Consider the following 17,679-nt stretch of genomic DNA (forward strand, 5'->3'; position numbering starts at 1 on the left):
AGATTTTATGGCAAGAAAAAAGGCAGAGCCTAAAAAGACTGCTAAACCAAATAACAACGCATATATCGAGGGTGCAGGACTTGTTGCAGATGAAAAGATAACAATGTCTCTTGAAAAGAACTATATGCCATATGCCATGAGCGTTTTGGTATCAAGAGCGTTCCCTGAGATAGACGGCTTTAAGCCCTCACACAGAAAACTGCTTTATACCATGTATAAAATGGGACTTTTAAACGGAAAGCTCACAAAGTCTGCCAATATCGTTGGTGCGACCATGAGGCTCAATCCTCACGGCGACGGTGCTATATATGAAACCATGGTAAGACTTTCACAGGGCAATGAAGCACTTTTGCACCCATATGTAATGAGTAAGGGAAACTTCGGTAAGGCATATTCAAGAGATATGGCGTATGCTGCCTCTCGATACACTGAGGCAAAGCTCATGCCTATCTGTCAGGAGCTTTTCGGAGATATAGATAAGGACACTGTGGATTTTGTTCCTAACTATGATAACACCACCACAGAGCCGACCTTGCTTCCTGCTACTTACCCGTCAATACTTGTTAATGCAAACGTTGGTATAGGCGTTTCTATGGCTTCATCAGTTTGTCCGTTCAACCTTAGCGAGGTTTGTGAGACAACTATCGGACTTATGAAAAATCCTGATTTCAACGCTCTTGAAACGCTGAAAGGACCTGACTTTCCGGGCGGTGCTTCACTTCTCTATGATGAGGAGGAGCTTGATAAGATATACCGCACAGGAAAAGGCTCTGTTAAGCTGAGAGCAAAATATCAGTATGACAAGGAGTCAAGGTGTCTTGAAATCGTTGAGATACCTGCCACTACCACAGTTGAAGCAATAATCGAGAAGATAATTGCTCTCGTTAAGGCAGGCAAGATAAGAGAGGTATCATATATCCGTGATGAAACGGACATTAACGGTCTGAAAATAGGTATAGATATCAAAAAGGGCGTAGACCCTGATAAGCTTATGCAAAAGCTTTATAAGCTGACGCCGCTTCAGGACTCATATTCATGCAATTTCTATATACTTGTTCACGGCTATCCAAGAATAATGGGCGTTTATGATATAATTAAAGAATGGGTAGCGTTCAGAATGGACTGCGTTCGCCGTAGGACAAGCTTTGACCTTGCTAAAAAGAAAGACAAGCTGCATCTGCTGAAAGGTCTTGGAAAAATACTTCTCGATATCGACAAGGCTATAAAGATAATCAGAGAAACGGAAGAAGAAACAGAGGTCGTTCCTAACCTTATGGTTGGATTCGGCATTGACGAGATACAGGCAGATTATGTTGCTGAAATAAAGCTCAGACACCTTAACCGTGAGTATATCCTCAAAAGAACTGCCGAAACTGAAGATCTTGAAAAAGCTATTGCAGAGCTTGAAGATATTCTTGGAAGCGACAGAAAAATAAAGAATATCATCATTTCCGAATTAAAGGAAGTTTCAAAGAAGTATGGTCAGCCAAGAAAAACTCAGTTCTATTATAAGACTGATATCGAGGAGATAGACATAGAGGACGATATTCTTGACTACGCCTGCAAGCTTTTCCTATCTCAAAGCGGTTATTTCAAGAAATGTACTCCGCAATCACTGAGAATGGCAAGCGAGCAGAAGTATAAAGAGGGCGACGGTCCGCTTCAGGAAATGGAAAGCACCAACAAAACGGAGCTTCTGTTCTTCTCAGACAAGGCGGCTGTGTATAAGACCAAGGTATCGCAGTTTGCCGACACAAAGGCAAGCTCTCTTGGTGACTATATTCCTGCAAAGCTTGGTTTTGATGACGGTGAGGGCGTTGTGTCCATGGTGAATACTGTAGATTATTCGGGCTATATGATATTCTGTTTTGAAAACGGAAAGGTGGCAAAAGTGCCGCTCAATGCCTATGAAACAAAGACCAACAGAAAGAAGCTTGCCAACGCTTATTCTGCAAAGGCTAAGCTTGTGGGAATGTTCTTTGTGCAGGATAACGCTGAGATAATGCTTCGCACAACTAACGGCAGAGCAATGATATTTGATACAGCGCTTCTTATGCCTAAGTCCACGAGAGATACTATAGGCGTTCAGGTCATGACACTTAAAGCGAAGAATGCAGTTGTTGATAAGGCGTTTATCGTTGACGATGAGACAGCAGCAGGCCTTTCAAAATATCGCAGCAAAACGATACCTGTTGCAGGCTGTTTTGCAAAGGATATCGAAGACCCTGACCAGATGCACTTCTGATATATGTTTTTTACAGCGGATAGACTTCTGTCCGCTGTTTTGCGTTTGTTGACTTTTTACAGAGATTATGGTATACTTGTTTTGAAAAAGTGTGCAAATGCACGGATGTTGCAAAAGGGAGTTGTTTTTATGGAGTGTCCTAAATGCCACAAGTCAGTTGACGATGATGACATTTTCTGTCCTAACTGTGACACAAGATTAAGACCAGACAAAAATACATCTATCATGAAGCGTTTCAAAAAGCAGAATAAACCGCTAAATGTGGAAATAGTGGGCGAGAAAAAACATAAATTGTCTGAAAGCAAGCTCAAGCTTATTCTTATAACAGTGGCGGTAGTGCTTCTTGTGGTGCTTGTCGTCCTTATCGTTGTGAATATTATAAGCGGAAAGGGTGAAAACACCGCTGAGAGCATTTCTGAATATATCGGCGTAGATGTTGCAAAGGCTCAGAAAAAGCTTGATATGCACTTTAAGGACGAATCGGCTTTTCAGGGAGTGAACAATGCACTGAATTTTGATTATATCATTGAGTCTGATGACAGTGTTAATGTTGATGGCATAAATTATCCTGAATGGGCGGCACTTGTTACTGTTGATGATGAAGAACGTATACAAACTGTAAAATATTCAAATTTCAAGGTGCTTAAAAACAATGCAAACGGTGAAAAAAAGAGTAAAGCTATCAACCTTGATAAGTTTGAACAAGGAGCAAAGTGGAGTGGCTTGTCAGATGCCATAGACCTTGAATATTACGGCATCATATGGTCAAAAGACACTAAAAATTATATATACCGCTATTGGTATGAGAATGACGCAGGTGATGATCAGCCTGTGGTGCTTAATGTAACGTTCGATACGGATAATAAGTATCTGTATTATTCTTCTACGCTTATTTATCCTGAGTATCTGTAAAAGGGTCATAATGTTACAAAAGAAATACAAATTGTTGCGTAAATTCTACAATTTCACAAAAAAAACTTGACTTATGCTCGGTTTGTTGCTAATATAAATTGATGAATAACGTAAAAAGGAGGTTCGGTATGGATCCTAGTACTAAATTATGTATGGGCTGTATGAACGAACTTGGTTCTGACGGTCGCTGTCATTATTGTAGCTATACCGACGATATCCCGCATTTACAGGCTTATCTTGCACCGAGAACAGTGCTTGACAACAGATATATAGTCGGAAAAATGCTTTCATATAATGGTGAGGGTGCGTCTTACATTTGCTACGATATGGTTGGCAAATGTAAGTGTGTGGCAAGAGAGTATATGCCTGACACTCTTTGCGAAAGAGACAGCGAAAGTCAGCGACTTGTGGTGAACCCAGATTGTCTGGCTAAGTATAAGACATTTATGTCTGAGTTTGCAGACGTGAACAAAGTTCTTTCACGCATGAGAAATCTTCAGCATATCGCCACGGCAAAGGATATGTTTTGCGAGAATAATACGACCTATGTCATACTCGAATATGTGGAGGGCGTGACGCTAAAGAAATTTTTACAGTCAAATACAGGCTTTCTCACATGGGAACAGGTCAAAAAGCTTTTTGTGCCATTGTTTACAACATTGAGCATTATACATAATGCAGGTATCATACACAGGGGAATATCTCCTGAAAATATTATTGTTACAACTGATTGTGAGCTTAAACTTACAGGCTTTTGCATAAGTTCTATAAGAACATCTAATACAGGGCTTTCTCCTGAGTTCTATTCAGGATATACCGCTCCTGAGCAATATTCTTCGTTAGAATGGCAGGGCACATGGACTGACGTTTATGCACTTGCTGCAGTTCTTTATAGAATACTAACAGGCTGTATGCCCCTTGACGCTTATACACGTACAAAGAATGATACTATGGTCGAAGCTTGCAGAGTCAATCCGAGAATACCACAGCATATCTCACGAGTTCTTTCAAGAGCTATGAGAGTTCGTGGCGAAGAAAGAATACAGACAGTTTCAGAGCTTGTTACTGCACTTTTTGAGCAGCATACAACGCATATGGAACACCCTAAGGGTTCAACTCAGACTATTCCTATACAGCATGTTCCAAGACAAAGAACGCAGTCAAGGCAAATGCCACAGCAGACTCGTGAGGAAGAAAAGCCTAAGAATAAAACGGCTACGATAATAGGCTGGACTGTGCTTGTGATAGTGCTTTTGCTTTCAGTTTTTCTGCTATATGAGTTGTTTTCAGGTCCGTCGGACAGCAATAATGATTCGTCTGAGGATAAGGTCATTTCTTCTGATGATGCAGATGGAGTTGACAGCGAGGTATTCGTTTACAGCACCACAGTTGCTACGCCTAAGGTGACTGATGCTGAAAGTCAGTCAGAATATGGCTATGGCGCTATAATGCCTAACGTTGTGGGTCTGGAATACAATACTGTTGTAAAACAGCTTGGTGAGGATTTTACTATCAAGGCTGAATATTATTATTCTGATGTTGACGATAAGGACGTTGTTAAAGAGCAGAGCATACCAGAGGGTACTGATTTTGATCCGTCTTTGAAAAATGAGCTTGTTCTTAAAGTATGTGCAGGTCCTGAAAATGTTTCTGTTCCTGATTTCTCTGGTCTGTCAAAGAAGGCTTACCTTGAGCTACTTGATTCTTATAATATCAAGTATAAGGTCGTTACCGATTTCTCAAGCTCTGTTTCTGCAGGATATGTTATGGCGACGAGCGTTAATGTTGGAAACACTGTGAATGTTAAAAATGGTGATGTGCTTACAGTTACAGTTTCCGCAGGTCTTGTGACTACTACGACCACTACAACAAAGGCAACAGAGCCTAAGCCTGATACGAACACAGGCAGCTCTTCTGAAACAACACCAGCTCCGGCTGTTGTGCCTGCTGAATAACGAAAACGTTTAATAAAATGTTAAAAAATAAACAAAGCCCTTGACAATTCAGGGGCTTTGTGCTATGCTCATTATAGATTATTAGGAAAGTAACAGGATAAATTGTTTCCTGGTTTGGAGGTATTTTACATGGCTAAGAAAATTGGTGTACTTACCAGCGGAGGAGATGCTCCGGGAATGAACGCTGCTGTCAGAGCAGTATGCAGAGCTGGTCTTGCAAAGGGTATGGAAGTCGTAGGTATCCTCAGAGGATATAACGGTCTTCTTAATGGTGAAGTTATTGAGATGAATGCAAGAACTGTTTCTGGCATAATCCAGAGAGGCGGTACTTGTCTTTATACTGCAAGATGTCCTGAATTCAGAGATATCGAGGGCGTAAAGAAGGGCAGAGATAAGTGTCTTGAAATGGGCCTTGACGGTATCGTAGTTATCGGTGGTGACGGCTCATTCAGAGGTGCGGCTGATCTTTCAGCACAGGGTATCCCATGTATCGGTCTGCCTGGTACTATAGACAACGATATTTCATGCACAGAATATACTATCGGTTATGACACAGCTATGAACACGGCTATGGAAATGATCGATAAGATCAGAGATACAGCACAGTCACATGACAGATGTTCAGTAGTTGAGGTAATGGGCAGAAACGCTGGTCACATTGCTATCAACGTTGCTGCTGCTGTAGGCGCTGAGGCTGTTATCACACCTGAGAAGCCTTATGACCTCAATGCTATTGCTCAGAAGATGGAGCAGACAAAGAAGTCAGGCAAGACACATTTTATCATTGTAGTTGCTGAGGGTGTTGGCAAGACAGAGTATATCACAAGAACTCTTCAGGATATTACTGGTGTCGAGTCAAGAGCTACTATTCTCGGTCATGTTCAGAGAGGCGGCTCTCCTACAGTAAGAGATAGAGTTGTCGCAACTGAAATGGGCTATCACGCTGTTGAACTGCTCGAGCAGGGCATTGGCAACAGAGTTGTTGGTATGAAGGACAACAAGATATATGATGTAGATATTCAGGAGGCTCTTTCAATGAAGAAGCCTTTCGAGGAAGAGCTTTACAAGATCCTCAATGAAACTGCATTCTAATTTTTCATGAGGTCTGAGTCTTTAAGACTTTGACATATTACAGAGTAGAAAACTGAGCGTTAAGTGTCCGTCGGACGGGGAGTTGCCGTCGGAACGAAAAAGGCAGAATCTTTGCGGTTCGGTTTTCGCATCCCGCTGAATGTGTAATTGAAGCTTTTTATAGCGGCTCTGCACATCCCGCATGGGTAGTGTGCAGAGCTGTTTTTATGCTCCGTTATGCACAAAGCGACAAGCTCGCAGAATAAGGAGGTAAATTTATGAAGAGCTTCGGAAGAATGTTCTATGACTCTTTCAAGTCACTGAAAGATCTTAGAACATTGACAACAGCAGGAATACTGATAGCGTTGGCGTTTGCTATCAGATCATTTTCCATTGAGGTAACGCCTGACTTGAGGATTGGTTTCACTTTTCTTGCAACCTGTACTATAGGTATGCTTTACGGACCTGTGGTATGTGGAATGTCTACATTTGTGCTTGACTTTCTAGGATATATAGTGCAGAACAAATCTCCGAGAGCCTACAGTCCACAGCTTGCAATGGTAGTTATTATTTCAGGTATCATCTACGGCTGTTTGTTGTATAAGTGCGATTTTAACAACAAAAAGCTTCAAAGCTACATAAGAATCGCAATTGCAAGAGGAAGTGTTATACTTTTCTGTAATATAGGACTTAATTCTTATTTCCTGTATACACTTTATGTAAACAAGACTTTTGGCATCACAAACCTCACCAAAGAAGGAATGAGCGGTTTTCTTACATACTGCACACCGAGAATAGCGAAAAATCTTATCCAGCTCCCTGTGGATCTGATCTTGCTCATGTTATTCCTGCCTGCTGTGAAGTTTGCTTATGAAAAAGTAAGAACACAGTTTGGACATAAAGCGACAAATACATGATTTAAAGCAGCGGCAGAAATGTCGCTGTTTTTTGCGTGAAAATATACAATAAAAATGGGGTACTAATGTGAAATTTAGGTGAAACACTTGAAATCCGTTGAGATTTAGTGTATAATTAAAATTAAGTTATTTTTAAGGCAGGCTTCTGCCTTTTATTCAGAAAGGTCTTGAGTGTATGATAAATGTTGGTTTTATCGGTGCAGGAAATATGGGCTATGCTATCATGAAGGGCATTGCAGGCAGTAAAATGAGTAAGGATATTCAGCTTTACGCTTTTGATAAATATGCTCCGATACTTGATAGACTTGACGAGCTTGGAACAGTAAAATGTTCAGGCTGTGCAGAGGTAGTTGAAAAGTCAGAATATGTTTTTCTTGCAATTAAGCCTCAGCAGCTTGACGAGGTGCTTGATGAGATAGCTCCTGCGGTAACGAAAGATACGGTCATAGTTTCTATCTGCGCAGGCATTACAGATGATTATATCGCTTCAAAAACTGTGGCTGGCGCAAAGGTAGTGCTTGTTATGCCAAACACTCCTCTTCTTCTTGGGGAGGGCGCAACTGCTCTTTCACGCTCTGACAGCGTAACAGATGAGGAGTTTGAGCTTGTTTGCAATATCTTTGGCTCATGCGGTATGTATGCCGTCATATCAAAGGATAAAATGAAAGAGATAATAGCAATAAACGGTTCATCTCCTGCTTTTATCTATCTGTATGCTCAGGCATTCGTAGAGTATGCAAAGAGCGTTGATATCGATGAAACAGTTGCAAGAGATCTTTTTGCAAAGTCGCTTATCGGCTCTGCTAAAATGATAACTGACAGTGGCAAGTCACTTGATGAGCTTATTGAAATGGTATCATCAAAGGGTGGCACAACTATTGCTGGTCTTGAAAAGCTCCGTGAGGGCGGTCTGCCAAAGGCTGTTGAGAATTGCTGCAAGGCTTGCACTAAGAGAGCTTACGAGCTTTCAAAATAGTTATTTTTTCTGCACCGTGGCATATACATTACTCAAAGGAGTGATGTATAATGAACAGCGGGACAGGCATATACAAAAGCGGAGTTCTTGCATTTTTTGCAGGAGCTATCCTGATTGGTGCGCTTTTGGGTGCTGTTACTTTTTGCTTTATGGGCAGCGACGAGCTTTCAATGCTGTCGGTGTTTTCAAACAGCTTCGTTGACGTGAGGTCGTCAGGTGATCTTGAAGAAATTCTTGTGAGGTCTTTTTTCAGTTCGACTGTTTTTTTAGCAGTTGTGTTTTTGTCAGGTTTTTCTTCACTGGGACAGCCTTTAGCTGTTGCAGTATTGCTGTTGCGTGGCATGGGCTGGGGTGTTGCAATGTCTCAGCTTTACAGCATTTACGGCGGACATGGTGCGTTACTTTCAGCGATGTTTGTACTTATTCCTGCGGTCATAACAGCTGCGGCACTTATTATAGCCGCAAGGGAAGCTGTCGCTATGTCAAATATCCTGCTGTGCATTGTTTTTTCTGAAGGACAGCATAGCGGTCTGCGACAGACGGTGCGGCTTTATGCTGTTAAGTTTCTTGTGCTTGAAGCAGCGGCGGCTGTTGCGGCTGCGCTTGAATGTCTGCTGACGATTATTTTTGCAGGACGAATTTAGTATACAGTATACAAAGAATGAAATAAAATTCGGGGCAATTTCGGGGACTATTAATTTTAAGGAGCAGTGTAATGTCTTTATTTGGTAATTACAATACCCCTGGCAGAGGTGTGCTTAAAGCACCTCAGGAGAAAAAGGGTATTTTTAAGTTTTTTGAAGTCTATGGCAGGCATATGTGGAAGCTTATGGAGCTTAATTTGCTGTATTTTGTTTTCTGCATACCGCTGACGCTTATGGTCATACTTATGCTTATGACATCAAATCCAATATGGCTCTTACTGGCGATACCGTCAGTATTGGTAGGACCTGCAACGGCTGCAATGACAAAGGTTTGCCGAAATTATTCTCAGGAAAGAAATGCGTTTCTGCTACATGATTTCTGGGATTCTTTCAAGAAGAATTTCAAGCAGGGCACTATCATGGGTGCCATAGATATCATCTTCGCTATAGGATTTATGGTCGGGATTCCAATGTATAAATATTGGGCAGAGCAGAACTCCATGATATACATTCCGTTTGTTATCTGCATAAGCTGTCTTATCGTATTCTTCATGATGCACTTTTACATCTATCTTATGATAAGCTCCACTAACCTTAACATGAAGCAGATAATAAAGAACTCGTTTTATCTTGTGAGTCTTGGCATAAAGCAGTCTCTTTGGTCACTTCTGGTATCGCTTATCGTTATTGTTATGATGTATCTTTTCCTGCCGTATTCTCTGTTCATATTGCCATTTTGGCCTCTTTCGTTCATATGCTTCGTGACTTGCTTCAATTGTTATCCTGTTATCAGAAAACACGTTATCCAGCCTTACTACGATCAGCGTGGTGAAAGCAATCCTGAGTTCGCATACAAGAATGCAGACCCTGACGAACAGCTCTTTGAGGATAGAGCGGCGGAAGAAACTCCTGTCAAGACCAAAGAGAGCAGAAAAAAAGGCAAAACAATCTCATAAAAAACATAAGGACAGCTCGTTTGAACTGTCCTTTGTTTATGCTAATTATTTTTCGATTTCGCCAAGTGAAAGCGCTTTGAGATAAGCGTTTATGAAACCGTCAAGGTCGCCGTCCATAACAGCGTTTACATTGCTGTTTTCAAAACCCGTTCTGTGATCTTTTACAAGAGTGTATGGCATGAAAACATAGGAACGTATCTGGGCACCCCATGCGATCTCTTTCTGAACACCCTTGATATCCTCTATCTTCTCTAGATGTTCACGCTCTTTTATTTTGATAAGCTCTGCTTTGAGCATTTTCATTGCATAATCCCTGTTCTGGAACTGTGAACGCTGTGTCTGGCATGATGTAACGATGCCTGTTGGTATGTGGGTAAGTCTTACGGCTGATGAGGTTTTGTTGATGTGCTGTCCGCCTGCACCGCTTGCACGATAAACGTCCATTTTAATGTCCTCAGGACGGATATCTACTTCGATTGTATCGTCTATTTCAGGCATAACGTCCACCGCTGAGAATGACGTGTGTCTGCTTCCTGAGCTGTCGAAAGGTGAGATACGCACTAGTCTGTGTATTCCTGCTTCACTTTTAAGATAGCCATAAGCGTTTTCACCCTCCACGATAACGGAGGCACTCTTCATGCCAGCCTCTGCACCCTCGAGATAATCAAGAGTAGTCATTTTGAAGCCGTGGCTTTCACACCATTTGTGATACATCCTGAAAAGCATTTCGCTCCAATCCTGCGCCTCAGTTCCGCCTGCTCCTGCATGAAAGTTGATGATAGCGTTGTTGTGATCATACTCGCCTGTGAGCAGAGTGTCAAGCTGTGCGGCGTCAAGACCCTCTTTTAGAGTTTTAAGGTCAGACTGTATTTCGTCGATCATGTCCTCGTCACCCTCATCGGCTGCCATTTCAATAAGCACTTCGATATCCTCAAATGACGACTTGAATTTATTGTATTTTTCCAGTTTGCCCTCAAGATTTCTTGTTTCCTGCAAAACCTTCTGCGATTTCTCCATGTCGTCCCAAAAATTAGGTTCTGCGGCTTTTTCGTGAAGCTCTGCGATCCTTTCCTGAGAACGCTCAATATCGTATACGTCATGCAGCTCGCTGATGATAGGTCTAAGAGCTTCAAGCTCTGACTTTAAGTTTTCTAAAAATACCATATCTTTTTCTCCTTATTTTATATCATTATATATTATAAAACTTTTTTTGTGAAAAGTAAAGGAAAAATATAAAAAAACTATAGCATTTTCCTGAAAGTTGTGCTATAATGTTACTTAAGAGCTTTAAAAAGCCTGTTTCAGCAAGAAAGGAAACCCGATATGGCTAATTATACAGGAAAAAAATGCTTTTCCTGCGGAGAAGTATTCAAAGATGGTGACGATATAGTTGTATGTCCTGAGTGTGGCACACCTTATCATCGTGAGTGTTATCTTAAAGAAGGAAAGTGCATAAATGACGCTTTGCATGAAAGTGGTCAGAGCTGGGAGCAAACTCAGGAGAGTGTAGAAAGTGAGAATATACGCTGTATACGCTGCGGTTTTGAAAATCCGCCTGACAAGCTATTTTGTGAAAAGTGCGGAACACCGCTTACGAAAAATGATACTGAGGAACGTCCATTCAACGACATGGACACGCAAAATAACGCTCAGCAGACCGGCCCTGACGGACAGCCTTACGGTCCGTTTGGCAGACAGGTTGTATTTGATAAGGACTCAGATCTTGAAGGCATTAAACTAGATGACTATGCAAAATTTGTAAAGACAAATCCGCTCATATTTTTGTCTAACTTTATACGTTTTGGTAAATTTGGTGGAAAGATTTCCATAAACTTTGCGGCTTTCCTTTTTCCACACCTGTATTTTCTGTTTAGAAAAATGAATATTGTGGGTATCATCATGCTTGTGGCTACGGCACTGCTCAATATACCTACTGCGATAGAATATCTTAGTGCAGGGACAATGGGTTTCTCGCTTGATATCGGCATCGATGTGACCGGAAGGGTTTTTCAGGGCATTTCCGCTGCGACATGGTATGTTTCAATGGCACTTCAGTTTGTGGCAGGCTTTTTCGGCAATTATATGTATTATAAGTTTGCACAAAAAAAGATCCGTGAGATAAGGTCGGAGGACGGCACTGAGCAGGAGATAGCCGAAAAGATAGTAGCAAAGGGCGGTACGTCATGGGGGGCTGTTATTCTTGGCTTTGCCGTTTATTCTGCGATAGTTGTGTTTGGCATTTTTGGTGTTACAAAGATATTTGCATGATTTTACAAAAAGTTCATAAAAAAACGCAAGTGACACTTGACAGATAATCGGTCTTGTGTTATAATAATTGAGTTATCCTTGCTTGTGCAAATTGCGGCACAGGCGAAATCCAAAAGGAGGTGCAAATGCAATGGCAAAAATTAATGAGTCTTATGAGGCTATGGTAATTTTCAGCTCTAAGCTTGACGAGGAGGCTGTAAACACACTCACAGCTAAGTTCAATGACTTGATCGAGGCAAACGCAAGCGACGTTACACTTAGTAATTGGGGCAAGCGTAAGCTGGCTTATGCTATCAATTATGAAACAGAAGGTACTTATGTACTGTGGTCATTCACATCTACGCCTGAGTTTCCGGCTGAGCTTGAGAGAATTCTTGGTATCACAGACGGCGTGATCCGTTTCTTAGTAACGGTCAAGTAAAACTGCGAAAGAGGGAAAAGTTATGCTTAACAGAGTTATTTTAATGGGTAGGATCACTCAGGATCTTGAAGTAAGACAGACTCCTAGTGGAAATGCAGTTTTGAGATTCAATGTTGCAGTTGACAGACCAGTTCGTCAGGGTGCTGAAAGGCAGACTGATTTTATTACTTGCACTGCTTGGGGACAGAGAGCTGAATTTATCAACAGATACTTTTCAAAGGGCAGAATGATCGCTCTTGAAGGTCAGATAAGAACAGGTTCTTATGATGACAAGAATGGTGTAAAGCATTATACAACTGAGGTCAATGTTGACAGTGTGTCTTTCACGGGTGAACCAAAACAGCAGGGAGCAGGTAACTATTCCAATAACTACGGAAATGGTGGTTATCAGCAGAATAATTACCAGCAGAACAATGGTGGATATTCACAGCCTGCAAACAATTCTAATCAGAATAACTATAACAATGCTCCATCAAATGACGCTTTGTCCATTGGTGACCTTGATGATTTTGAAGAAGTATTGACCGATGACGGAGTACCGTTCTAAGCAGAGGAGTTTTGAAAAAATATTTCTCTAAGGAGGGAAATTTACCATGGAAAAGGAAAGAAATACAAGCAGACCTATGAAGAGAGGTCGTAAGAAGGTTTGTATGTTCTGTGCAGACAGAGCTGAAAAGATCGACTATAAGGATATCGCAAAGCTTAGAAAGTGCATGACAGAGAGAGCTAAGATCCTCCCTAGACGTGTAACTGGCACTTGTGCTTATCATCAGAGAGAACTTACAACAGCTATCAAGAGAGCACGTCATGTGGCACTTCTTCCATATGTAGCTGACTAATAGTGTTTTCTATTTTGAGGTACCTTTATAGGTGCCTCTTTTTGTTAAGGGGAAGTTTCTGAGTGGGGCTTGCAAATGTATCATAAATGTGATATTATATACTAAAGCTGTATAACAAAGCATTACAGTATTTGTAGAGCTGTAAGGAAATGGAGCAACTATGAAAGATAAAACTGATGTTAAAATAAATAATATTATGCCGTGTGTTCCAACGAGAGATCTGGTAGTTTTTCCTGGAATGTCTATGCATTTTGATGTTGGCAGACCAAGAACTATAAAGAGCATGAAAAATGCCATGGACGGCGATCAACTTGTTTTTCTTTGTGCGCAAAAAGACGTTTATCTTGAAATGCCTGAAAAAAAGGATATGTTCAAGGTGGGTACTGTAGCAAAGGTAAGACAGATCGTTAAAGCGCCTGATGGAATATACAGATGCTATGTGGAAGGTCTGCGTAAAGCGAGACTTGCTGAGTTTTATCAGTATGATGATTGCTATGAAGCTGATGTAAGACTTGTACCAAATTATTCAAAGGATAGGCTTGACGATGACGAACAACTTGCTGTTTTTCGTTCGGTCTTAGATGAGTTTGAAGAGTATGTTCAGGTGGTTCCTAAAATGCCTGAAGAACTTTATGCCCAGATACTTGGTTCTAAAACGCCTGTTCAACTTTTTGAAAGTTTGGCATTTAATATTCCATTAGCTTTTACTGACAGACAGTCGCTTCTTGAAGCCCCATCTGTTTCAGATAAGCTAATTCTTATGGTCACTATACTTTCACGAGAGACCAATGTTTTATCTCTTGAAAGAAGGATACATAGTCAGGTCCATTCGCAGATAGAAGAAAGTCAGCGCGAATACTATATTCGTGAGCAGATCAAGGCGTTACAGAATGAGTTGGGTGAAAATGAAGACGGCTCAGATGTAAATGAGATCGATGAGTACACACATAGGATAGATTCACTTGTATTGTCCGAAGAAGTTCGTGATAAGCTTATGGGCGAGGTCAGGAAGCTTTCCAAGATGGGTATGATGTCACAGGAGGGTGTTGTGCTGAGAAATTATCTCGACACAGTGCTTGCATTGCCGTGGAATGCTGTCACAAAGGATAGGACAGACGTTAAAAAGGCAAAGCAGATACTTGACAAGGATCACTATGGCATGGCAAAGGTCAAGGATAGAATACTTGAAAATCTTGCAGTAAGAGCGCTTACTCCTGATGTCAAGGGGCAGATCCTCTGTCTTGTTGGTCCTCCAGGCGTTGGCAAAACTTCAGTGGCAAAGTCTGTCGCTAGAGCACTTAATCGAAACTTTGTAAGGGTCTCATTGGGCGGTGTTAAGGACGAAAGTGATATCAGAGGTCACAGAAAGACGTATGTTGGTGCAATGCCAGGAAGAATAATGAATGCCATGAAGCTTGCAGGAAGTAAAAATCCTGTCGTTCTTCTTGATGAGATAGACAAGATGAGCAATGATTTCAGGGGCGATCCATCGTCTGCTATGCTTGAGGTTCTTGACAGCGAGCAGAACAATGCTTTCAGAGATCATTATATTGAAGTGCCATTTGATCTAAGTGATGTGCTGTTTATTACAACTGCAAATACTCTCGATACTGTTCAAGCACCTCTTCTCGACCGTATGGAGGTCATAGAGTTGTCTAGCTATACTAGGGAGGAGAAGTTCCATATTGCAAAGGAACATCTTATTAAAAAGCAGGAAGGTAAGAATGGTCTTAAAGCATCTCAGATACGCATCTGCAATGATGCTATCTATAAGCTTATAGACAGCTACACAAGAGAGGCTGGCGTGAGAAATCTTGAAAGACAGTTAGGCTCGCTTTGCCGAAAGGCTGCTAAGGAAATAGTTGAAGACGGCGTTAAGAAAGTTACTTTCAAGGCGGATAATCTTGAAAAATATCTTGGTCATGAGAAATATCTCCCTGATGTTGTATCAGACAAAGATGCTGTTGGCTCTGTAAATGGTCTGGCATGGACGTCAGTGGGCGGAGTTGTCATGCCTTTGGAAGTCCTTGTACTTGACGGAAAGGGCAGAATAGAGCTTACAGGCTCACTTGGCGACGTTATGAAGGAGTCTGCAAAGATTGCCGTAAGCTATTGCAGAAGCGTTGCTGACAAATATGGCATCGATAAAGACTTTTACGAGAAAAAAGATTTGCATATACACGCTCCCGAGGGTGCTGTGCCTAAGGACGGTCCATCTGCAGGTGTTACCATGATAACGGGCATCATCTCTGCATTGGGTAATATAAAAGTACGCAGTGACGTTGCTATGACAGGCGAGATAACTCTTAGCGGCAAGGTGTTGCCTATAGGCGGTCTCCGTGAAAAGACTATGGCTGCATACAAGGCGGGGGTAAAGACTATTATTGTGCCTTTTGCTAATAAGGGCGATCTTGATGACGTTGACGATACAGTAAAGCTTTGTTGCGAGTTCGTGTTCGCAAAGACTATTCAGGATGTGCTTGACGTTGCACTTGTTCCAAACAGCAAAAATAATGTTCCGCTTGAACTCCTAAGCAAGAACGAGCCGGAGCGAAAAAAATTAACGGTATAGAAAGGGCGCCTATGAATTATAACAAAGCAGAATTTTATACATCCTTTGGAAAATTCTCGCAGATACCCAAGTCTGACAGACTTGAATTTGCCTTTTCTGGCAGGTCGAATGTGGGAAAGTCGTCGCTGATAAACAAGCTTCTTAACAGAAAAAACTTGGCGAGAGTAAGCTCTATGCCGGGTAAAACTGTTACAATAAACTTCTTTTCTGTGGAGAATATCTATATCGTTGATCTGCCTGGATATGGCTATGCCAGCGTATCAAAGTCCGAGAAAAGGCAGTGGGGCAGTCTTATAGGAGGCTATCTTGACGACGGCAGCAGACAGCTTGCACTTGTTTTTCAGCTTGTGGATATGCGTCATCCGCCGAGCAAAGACGATCTGATGATGATAAATTATCTTATTGACGCTGAGATACCATTTATAATCGTGTTCACCAAGGCGGATAAGCTCAAGCCTAACGCCAGAAAAGCACGTATGGAAGCTTTCAAGACAGAGATACCATGCTTTGAGGACATCACCTGTGTGGAGTTCTCTGCTATCACAGGAGAGGGCGTAGATGAACTGAGGGCAATAATAGACGATATATCCGAGGGGGCTGAGATAACGCCACCAGAGAAACTAGAAAGCGATACAGAGGACGAAGAAGAGGAATACTACGATGATAAAGAGGATATTTCTGATGAGCCGAAGTCATTCGGCGGTTTTCTAACGCCTAATAGAAGAAAAAATTAAGAGTAAGTAAATAAAAAATTCATAATTCTCCTTTACATTTTTCATGACTTGTGTTAAAATATATTTATGGTTTAACACTTTACACCATGAAACGTAAAGGAGATTTTTTTCATGAAAGAGAAACTTGAGATCAAAAATTTAGACGATCTTTATGAAGCAGTGCTTTGTCTTGAAACTGTCGAGGAATGCAGGCTGTTTTTTAAAGATCTTTGCACTATACCTGAGCTGAAAGCACTTTCGCAGCGTTTTCAGGTTGCAAAAATGCTCACAAAGGATCATGTTTACAGCGATATAGTAAACGAAACAGGTGCTTCAACGGCAACTATAAGCCGTGTGAACCGCTCACTTTCTTATGACGGCTCAGGCGGATATAATATCGTTTTTGACAGATTGGATAAGAAGGAAGATAAGTAATGAGCGGATACGGCAGATTTGCCTGTTACTATGATAAGCTTACAGAGAATGTCGATTACGGAAAAATTGCAGCACGGTGTCATGAGCTTATAAAACGATACAGTTCAGAGCATGAGGTAGTTTTGGACCTTGCCTGCGGCACAGGTTCGCTCAGTGAAGCACTTGCACGTCTTGATTATGATGTGGTAGGCGTTGATCTGTCGGATCAAATGCTGGAAGAAGCCATGGATAAGCGCTATGAAAGTGGTCTGAACATACAGTATCTTATGCAGGATATGACTGAGCTTGATCTGTATGGCGCAGTTGATGCTGTTGTTTGTGTTCTTGACAGCATAAATCACCTTGAAAATGAGGAAGCTGTCAGAAAGACTTTTGAGTGTGTATCAAAATTCACCTGCGATGGTGGACTTTTCATATTTGATGTAAATACTGTGTACAAGCACCGAGTGATCCTTGCAGACAATGCGTTCTGCTATGATCTTGATGGGCTTTTCTGTGCATGGCAGAATGAGCTCAATGATGATGACAGCGTGAGCATATATCTTGACTTCTTTGAGGAGCAGGAGGACGGCTCTTATTGTCGTTTTAGTGAGGATTTCACAGAGAAGATATACACGGACGAGTTTTTGAGCGAGCTTGTAAAGTCAAATGATTTTGAGCTTATAGGAAAGTATGACGGATTTGAGGACTCGCCAGTTAATGATAAAACGCAGAGAGTTCTTTATGTGTGCAGGAGAATAAACAGAGGGTGATTT

General features: G+C 41.5%; 17 protein-coding genes and 1 riboswitch. Of the genes, 16 read left to right on the top strand and 1 reads right to left on the bottom strand.

Annotated elements, in window-relative coordinates:
* The first annotated feature begins 7 nt into the window (after positions 1 to 7).
* The 8 genes from RBI_RS11845 (at position 8) to RBI_RS11880 (ending at position 9,676) form a co-directional block, all read left to right on the top strand.
* The gene (locus RBI_RS11845; protein WP_041337337.1) at positions 8 to 2,245 is read left to right on the top strand and encodes a DNA gyrase/topoisomerase IV subunit A; all 2,238 of its coding nucleotides are present in this window, start codon (positions 8 to 10) and stop codon (positions 2,243 to 2,245) included.
* Positions 2,246 to 2,374: 129 nt separating this feature from the next.
* Entirely contained in the window at positions 2,375 to 3,157 is a 783-nt protein-coding gene (locus tag RBI_RS11850; protein WP_041337338.1) for a zinc ribbon domain-containing protein, read from the top strand.
* A 128-nt stretch (positions 3,158 to 3,285) separates the two neighbouring features.
* Complete coding sequence (locus RBI_RS11855) at positions 3,286 to 5,112, top strand: protein kinase domain-containing protein (RefSeq protein ID WP_081856057.1); 1,827 nt, start codon at positions 3,286 to 3,288, stop codon at positions 5,110 to 5,112.
* A gap of 129 nt (positions 5,113 to 5,241) precedes the next feature.
* Complete coding sequence (gene pfkA, locus RBI_RS11860; RefSeq protein ID WP_022287510.1) at positions 5,242 to 6,204, top strand: 6-phosphofructokinase; 963 nt, start codon at positions 5,242 to 5,244, stop codon at positions 6,202 to 6,204.
* A 38-nt stretch (positions 6,205 to 6,242) separates the two neighbouring features.
* Positions 6,243 to 6,344: riboswitch (THF riboswitch) on the top strand.
* 117 nt (positions 6,345 to 6,461) lie between these two features.
* Positions 6,462 to 7,100 carry a folate family ECF transporter S component gene (locus RBI_RS11865; protein WP_022287511.1) on the top strand — a complete coding sequence of 213 codons (639 nt, stop codon included), beginning with the start codon at positions 6,462 to 6,464 and terminating at the stop codon, positions 7,098 to 7,100.
* 175 nt (positions 7,101 to 7,275) lie between these two features.
* Positions 7,276 to 8,076: a pyrroline-5-carboxylate reductase gene (gene proC, locus RBI_RS11870; protein WP_041337339.1), complete on the top strand. Its 801-nt coding sequence runs from the start codon at positions 7,276 to 7,278 to the stop codon at positions 8,074 to 8,076.
* Positions 8,077 to 8,126: 50 nt separating this feature from the next.
* Complete coding sequence (locus RBI_RS14290) at positions 8,127 to 8,720, top strand: hypothetical protein (protein WP_051706894.1); 594 nt, start codon at positions 8,127 to 8,129, stop codon at positions 8,718 to 8,720.
* A gap of 71 nt (positions 8,721 to 8,791) precedes the next feature.
* A complete protein-coding gene (locus RBI_RS11880) occupies positions 8,792 to 9,676 on the top strand; it encodes a YesL family protein (RefSeq protein ID WP_041337340.1) in 885 nt (294 codons plus the stop codon).
* Between the two features lie 45 nt (positions 9,677 to 9,721).
* Here RBI_RS11880 and prfB read toward each other — a convergent pair whose 3' ends face one another.
* The gene (prfB, locus tag RBI_RS11885; protein ID WP_041337341.1) at positions 9,722 to 10,840 is read right to left on the bottom strand and encodes a peptide chain release factor 2; all 1,119 of its coding nucleotides are present in this window, start codon (positions 10,838 to 10,840) and stop codon (positions 9,722 to 9,724) included.
* A 159-nt stretch (positions 10,841 to 10,999) separates the two neighbouring features.
* On the opposite strand from prfB, the gene RBI_RS11890 reads away from it, so the two are divergent.
* The 8 genes from RBI_RS11890 (at position 11,000) to RBI_RS11925 (ending at position 17,676) form a co-directional block, all read left to right on the top strand.
* Positions 11,000 to 11,944, top strand: coding sequence for an RING finger protein (locus RBI_RS11890; protein ID WP_051706895.1), 945 nt, complete (start codon positions 11,000 to 11,002; stop codon positions 11,942 to 11,944).
* Between the two features lie 130 nt (positions 11,945 to 12,074).
* Positions 12,075 to 12,365, top strand: coding sequence for a 30S ribosomal protein S6 (gene rpsF, locus RBI_RS11895; protein WP_022287517.1), 291 nt, complete (start codon positions 12,075 to 12,077; stop codon positions 12,363 to 12,365).
* Positions 12,366 to 12,387: 22 nt separating this feature from the next.
* Positions 12,388 to 12,912, top strand: coding sequence for a single-stranded DNA-binding protein (locus tag RBI_RS11900; RefSeq protein WP_022287518.1), 525 nt, complete (start codon positions 12,388 to 12,390; stop codon positions 12,910 to 12,912).
* 46 nt (positions 12,913 to 12,958) lie between these two features.
* Entirely contained in the window at positions 12,959 to 13,204 is a 246-nt protein-coding gene (rpsR, locus tag RBI_RS11905) for a 30S ribosomal protein S18 (RefSeq protein WP_022287519.1), read from the top strand.
* 160 nt (positions 13,205 to 13,364) lie between these two features.
* Positions 13,365 to 15,776: an endopeptidase La gene (lon, locus tag RBI_RS11910; RefSeq protein WP_041337342.1), complete on the top strand. Its 2,412-nt coding sequence runs from the start codon at positions 13,365 to 13,367 to the stop codon at positions 15,774 to 15,776.
* A gap of 11 nt (positions 15,777 to 15,787) precedes the next feature.
* Entirely contained in the window at positions 15,788 to 16,510 is a 723-nt protein-coding gene (gene yihA / locus RBI_RS11915) for a ribosome biogenesis GTP-binding protein YihA/YsxC (protein WP_041337343.1), read from the top strand.
* Between the two features lie 111 nt (positions 16,511 to 16,621).
* Positions 16,622 to 16,924 carry a YerC/YecD family TrpR-related protein gene (locus tag RBI_RS11920; protein WP_041337345.1) on the top strand — a complete coding sequence of 101 codons (303 nt, stop codon included), beginning with the start codon at positions 16,622 to 16,624 and terminating at the stop codon, positions 16,922 to 16,924.
* Positions 16,924 to 17,676: a class I SAM-dependent DNA methyltransferase gene (locus tag RBI_RS11925; protein WP_041337346.1), complete on the top strand. Its 753-nt coding sequence runs from the start codon at positions 16,924 to 16,926 to the stop codon at positions 17,674 to 17,676. The genes RBI_RS11920 and RBI_RS11925 overlap by 1 nt, the downstream gene beginning before the upstream one ends.
* The last annotated feature ends 3 nt before the right edge of the window (positions 17,677 to 17,679 follow it).

The sequence above is a fragment of the Ruminococcus bicirculans (ex Wegman et al. 2014) genome, assembly GCF_000723465.1.
In the GTDB taxonomy this organism is placed as follows: domain Bacteria; phylum Bacillota; class Clostridia; order Oscillospirales; family Ruminococcaceae; genus Hominimerdicola; species Hominimerdicola aceti.

What these genes read in the sequence shown, in the direction of transcription:
- RBI_RS11920 (WP_041337345.1), top strand. Translation starts at nt 16,622, where the DNA reads ATGAAAGAGAAACTTGAGATCAAAAATTTAGACGATCTTTATGAAGCA.
- yihA (WP_041337343.1), top strand. Translation starts at nt 15,788, where the DNA reads ATGAATTATAACAAAGCAGAATTTTATACATCCTTTGGAAAATTCTCG.
- lon (WP_041337342.1), top strand. Translation starts at nt 13,365, where the DNA reads ATGAAAGATAAAACTGATGTTAAAATAAATAATATTATGCCGTGTGTT.
- RBI_RS14290 (WP_051706894.1), top strand. Translation starts at nt 8,127, where the DNA reads ATGAACAGCGGGACAGGCATATACAAAAGCGGAGTTCTTGCATTTTTT.
- RBI_RS11880 (WP_041337340.1), top strand. Translation starts at nt 8,792, where the DNA reads ATGTCTTTATTTGGTAATTACAATACCCCTGGCAGAGGTGTGCTTAAA.
- RBI_RS11900 (WP_022287518.1), top strand. Translation starts at nt 12,388, where the DNA reads ATGCTTAACAGAGTTATTTTAATGGGTAGGATCACTCAGGATCTTGAA.
- RBI_RS11865 (WP_022287511.1), top strand. Translation starts at nt 6,462, where the DNA reads ATGAAGAGCTTCGGAAGAATGTTCTATGACTCTTTCAAGTCACTGAAA.
- RBI_RS11845 (WP_041337337.1), top strand. Translation starts at nt 8, where the DNA reads ATGGCAAGAAAAAAGGCAGAGCCTAAAAAGACTGCTAAACCAAATAAC.
- rpsR (WP_022287519.1), top strand. Translation starts at nt 12,959, where the DNA reads ATGGAAAAGGAAAGAAATACAAGCAGACCTATGAAGAGAGGTCGTAAG.
- RBI_RS11890 (WP_051706895.1), top strand. Translation starts at nt 11,000, where the DNA reads ATGGCTAATTATACAGGAAAAAAATGCTTTTCCTGCGGAGAAGTATTC.
- prfB (WP_041337341.1), bottom strand. Translation starts at nt 10,840, where the DNA reads ATGGTATTTTTAGAAAACTTAAAGTCAGAGCTTGAAGCTCTTAGACCT.
- RBI_RS11855 (WP_081856057.1), top strand. Translation starts at nt 3,286, where the DNA reads ATGGATCCTAGTACTAAATTATGTATGGGCTGTATGAACGAACTTGGT.
- proC (WP_041337339.1), top strand. Translation starts at nt 7,276, where the DNA reads ATGATAAATGTTGGTTTTATCGGTGCAGGAAATATGGGCTATGCTATC.
- RBI_RS11850 (WP_041337338.1), top strand. Translation starts at nt 2,375, where the DNA reads ATGGAGTGTCCTAAATGCCACAAGTCAGTTGACGATGATGACATTTTC.
- RBI_RS11925 (WP_041337346.1), top strand. Translation starts at nt 16,924, where the DNA reads ATGAGCGGATACGGCAGATTTGCCTGTTACTATGATAAGCTTACAGAG.
- pfkA (WP_022287510.1), top strand. Translation starts at nt 5,242, where the DNA reads ATGGCTAAGAAAATTGGTGTACTTACCAGCGGAGGAGATGCTCCGGGA.
- rpsF (WP_022287517.1), top strand. Translation starts at nt 12,075, where the DNA reads ATGGCAAAAATTAATGAGTCTTATGAGGCTATGGTAATTTTCAGCTCT.